The sequence below is a fragment of the Mesorhizobium sp. M5C.F.Ca.IN.020.32.2.1 genome (assembly GCF_004023105.1).
Taxonomy (GTDB): domain Bacteria; phylum Pseudomonadota; class Alphaproteobacteria; order Rhizobiales; family Rhizobiaceae; genus Mesorhizobium; species Mesorhizobium wenxiniae.
Genome location: NZ_RZSX01000695.1, coordinates 1 through 3482, shown reverse-complemented (window position 1 = coordinate 3482; position 3482 = coordinate 1). Strand labels below are relative to the sequence as shown.

The window sequence follows — 3482 nt, the reverse complement described above, 5'->3', positions numbered from 1 at the left end:
AGGTGGACGACGTTTACTCCATTTCCGCCCACGGCGCATCTTTCGCGCTCTGCATGTCAGCCGGAACGGCCAGATCCTGGAAGCAGACGGCGGCACTGCACGCCACTCAGCGGTCAGTGGATCTCGCCAACCGCCTTTCCAGGCTGTTCGGCATCGACCCAACCCATCACCGCGTCAAGATCGACGCCCTTGCGAGTCGACCACTCAACCAAATTGGCGGGCCGGTAGCTTGACGAGTGGCGATACCGCTCGAAGACCGAGCCATCAATCGTCTCATTGACATTGATGTACGTCGCATCCGGGTCCCGGCCGGGAGGGGATGCAATGGGCCGAAGATGCCTCTTGCTGAGGATGGCGTAGGAGCCGCGCATGAACTCCCGGTAAGAGTCTGAAATCGGAGCGTCGAGGGCCCCGTCGTCCACCTCGATGTCGCTCCTGAACGCGAGACCGTGGGACCGGGCCTTTTCGATGATCCAGCTGAGAGGAGCCTGTGCAAGCAGATCATTCGGGTATCCGCCGCCCACATTACCGTGGGCGCCAGCAAACCAACGCTGCTCGACACTGCTGTAGGGACGCGGCGGTGCGATCACCGCCTGGGGATCGGTAGGGATTCTCTTCGTCCATAACGTCGGCATGAAGCTGTTGCGATGCTCATCGAGGGCAAGGGCGTGAAACGCATTCTCGATTGGCACCCTCAAGCCCGTGTCCAGAAATCGGAAACTGGTCCGACTGATGCCTTCCCAGCTGAACGCGGGAATGCCGAGCGCGCCGACAGTGTCCCAGACGGCCACCAGCTTGATCGGCACGCGGCGGGAGTATTTCAGCATCCAGCGTTCTTCCAGGGCAGAGGCCTTCAGCGGGCCTGCGACCAAGTCGTCATGAAGCTTCCACACGGTCAGCGCGTCGCGTCGGCGGTACCGGGCGAACAACTGGTTGACGCTTAACGGGGCACCCGGCCTCAACAGGCCACACTTGGTGATAAAGCCTGTCAGAGAACGCGCAGTGAAGGCGCCACGGCTGAAGCCGAACACGAAGATGTCGTCACCATCGTTGTAGTTTTCGACCAGCCACTCATAGGCATCAAGGATATTCCTGAGCAGCCCCTTCCCAAAGGCTCCGCCAATGACTCCGTTCACCCCGATATCATAGTAGGCGAGCTGGGCTGGGTTTCCGGTGTCTTTCGTTGAACACAGGGCGCGCAAGCGCCAGACATTGGTGTTGTCCGACACGGAATTCCAGGTTCCATCAAGGAAAACCGCCAGCCGCTTCTTACCCGGTCCCGCTGCCGATAATGATTCCATTTCGCTTCCTTGAAAAGGAAGACAGACCACGACATATGGCGGCTGTCCAGCGGTCCTAAGTCAGCGCCCTCCGGAGATTCTGTCCGGTTGCTAAGAAGGTGGGGTAACGCGGCCACAGATGGTGACAAAGGCTGAACTGCCCCAAGCGGCACGAGGCGCGAACAAGATCGAGTAGTCGCGGCTGCTGGTCGTGGGCCGGCCGATGGTGATCATGGACACGCCGACGTAGCTCCCGGTCTTGAAGCGGCCGATGAATTCGACAGGCATCGCCTATGTAGCGGAAGCACCCGTCGCGCCGGTCGAGCTTGAACCTCAGTGTCGGGTTCGGTTGCGTTGGTTCTTCCTGGGCCCTTGCCGGAGCAGATATGAGAATGGCGGCGCCGACAGCCCAGAGCAGCGGCCATTTGGAGGCACTATGGCGCATCACTTGGTCTCGGGGTCGGGCTCACCAAAGGTCTTCACGAAGATGGCCTTGCCAGTGCCTGAAATTTGCTTCTGGATGTCCCAGTCGAGCTTGCTGTCCCTGATGTAGAGACTGAGGGTACAAATCTCGCCGCGGCAGGCACTTGGCGTTGAGGACTGCTTGTCCTGGATAGAATATGAGGCGATATATCCAACGATAACGTCCTTGCAGTCCGTGTCGGGTAAGCGGCAAGGCGGCGCGTTTGACACTTTGCTACTTAAGGAGTTCCGGTGCATAGGATTTGACGCGTGCCATCGTGAGGGCCCGACCATGTCGCACCAAAACCTCATGCTCTTCGGCCTCCAATCTCTTTAAATCTGTTGCCACCAGCGAGGCGAAAGCGGCGTCGCCAGGCCGTTCCTCGCCTACCCGGCTGTCGATTGAAAACCAGATGGGTTTCGGGCCCTTTTTCGCGTCGTACGACAATTGCAGACGAGCAAATTGAAGACCTCTTACCTGCTCCATCATGATGTTGATCGCCTCCTTGAGCACGATTGTCCCGGACTCCGTCGGATGAGGGGACACGGCGAACGGCTTGCCGCCATCACTTACAAAACACACATCGACGGGATTGCGCCGCGCTCGCATCAACGGGTTCACGCCCAGATTATCGTAAATGCCTCCATCGCTCAGCGTCGCGTATTCGCTCAGGGAATTGGGATAGATGTCGGCATTGAGCCGTAGCGGGGGAAACACGGGCGGGAAAGCCGAGGATGCTGCCACGGCCAAGCTGATTGGATAGTTACTCGCATTCGCGGTGCCGCTCTCGTGCTCCCCCATCGTTTCTCCAGCGTCTTCTCCGGGCGCCAATGCCTTGCCTGCAACAAAGAAAAACATGTTGCCGGTGGCCAGGTTGGTGGCGTTGAGATAGATTCGTGGACCATCTCTGAGAGCGGATAGCCGTGCACCCGCGAACAGATCCCGATCGTAGCTTGCGCCAAGCTTCTCCAGGCGTGTTTCGAAGGGGTCCAGGATACCTCCGATGATCGAAGAGACGGCGATCGACTTTGTCAGCAGATAGTCCGAAAGGCCCTTCAGCACATCCTGTTTGCCCCAATTCAGCGCCAAGTAGGCGCCTGCCACGCTCCCGCCGCTCACGCAGCTGATGAGATCAAGCTTGTCGAGTAAGTCGAGTTCCTGGAGAGCCGTAAACGTCCCTACATGGAACGCGGCAGCACGAAACCCGCCCCCCGAGAGCGCAATTCCAAGTTTCTTGGTTTCGCCGTTGATTAGAACGACCATCGTATACCCCCCATTGAGAATTCCCCGCCGACCCGAGCAGCTGGCATCATGAAAGGTCGAACGTCATCTCAACAAAAAGATCGCTGTGTTCGATCTTGACCGGCCGCTTTGCTGACGTCGGGTTGTTTCGGAAAGCTCGTTTTTCGACGGTTGGATTACCGTCGCCCTGAACGATGCGTCCCTTGGTCTTTTCCTGCAACGCCTTGTAAAGCTCCTCGAACGGCATCCTCCACCCGCTTCCAGGTTCCGCTCGACCCTTACCTTGAATGGCCGCGACCGCCTCTACGACCGGTATCGCGGCTACTAGTCGTGGGTCGACCATGCGCTCCAGACCGAGCGCTTTGACCGTGGCATTATGACTCCCATGGTGTCCGACCTTGTAAAAGGTTGTCCGGCGCAACAGGTCCTCTGCGGTGACAGGTTTGCCCGAGGACATAGTCTTCGCGGCGGGAGGATAGGTCTGGTCATTCCAAGAC

General features: G+C 58.7%; 3 protein-coding genes and 1 pseudogene. All 4 read right to left on the bottom strand.

The genetic code is table 11. The annotated features are described in order from the left end of the window. Positions 1–113: 113 nt before the first annotated feature. On the bottom strand, positions 114–1301 hold the full coding sequence (locus EOA86_RS27150; RefSeq protein WP_091600486.1) for a DUF2235 domain-containing protein: 1188 nt from the start codon (positions 1299–1301) through the stop codon (positions 114–116). A 423-nt stretch (positions 1302–1724) separates the two neighbouring features. Continuing rightward, positions 1725–1973, bottom strand: a complete 249-nt coding sequence (locus EOA86_RS39610) for a hypothetical protein (protein WP_091600487.1) — start codon at positions 1971–1973, stop codon at positions 1725–1727. A 4-nt stretch (positions 1974–1977) separates the two neighbouring features. Next, on the bottom strand, positions 1978–3006 hold the full coding sequence (locus EOA86_RS27145; RefSeq protein ID WP_091600488.1) for a patatin-like phospholipase family protein: 1029 nt from the start codon (positions 3004–3006) through the stop codon (positions 1978–1980). Between the two features lie 46 nt (positions 3007–3052). Continuing rightward, positions 3053–3482: pseudogene (locus EOA86_RS27140) on the bottom strand (hypothetical protein); the annotation flags it as partial.

Bases quoted from the DNA above. Each gene is read 5' to 3' on its own strand.
- EOA86_RS27145 (WP_091600488.1), bottom strand. From the start codon at position 3,006: ATGGTCGTTCTAATCAACGGCGAAACCAAGAAACTTGGAATTGCGCTC.
- EOA86_RS27150 (WP_091600486.1), bottom strand. From the start codon at position 1,301: ATGGAATCATTATCGGCAGCGGGACCGGGTAAGAAGCGGCTGGCGGTT.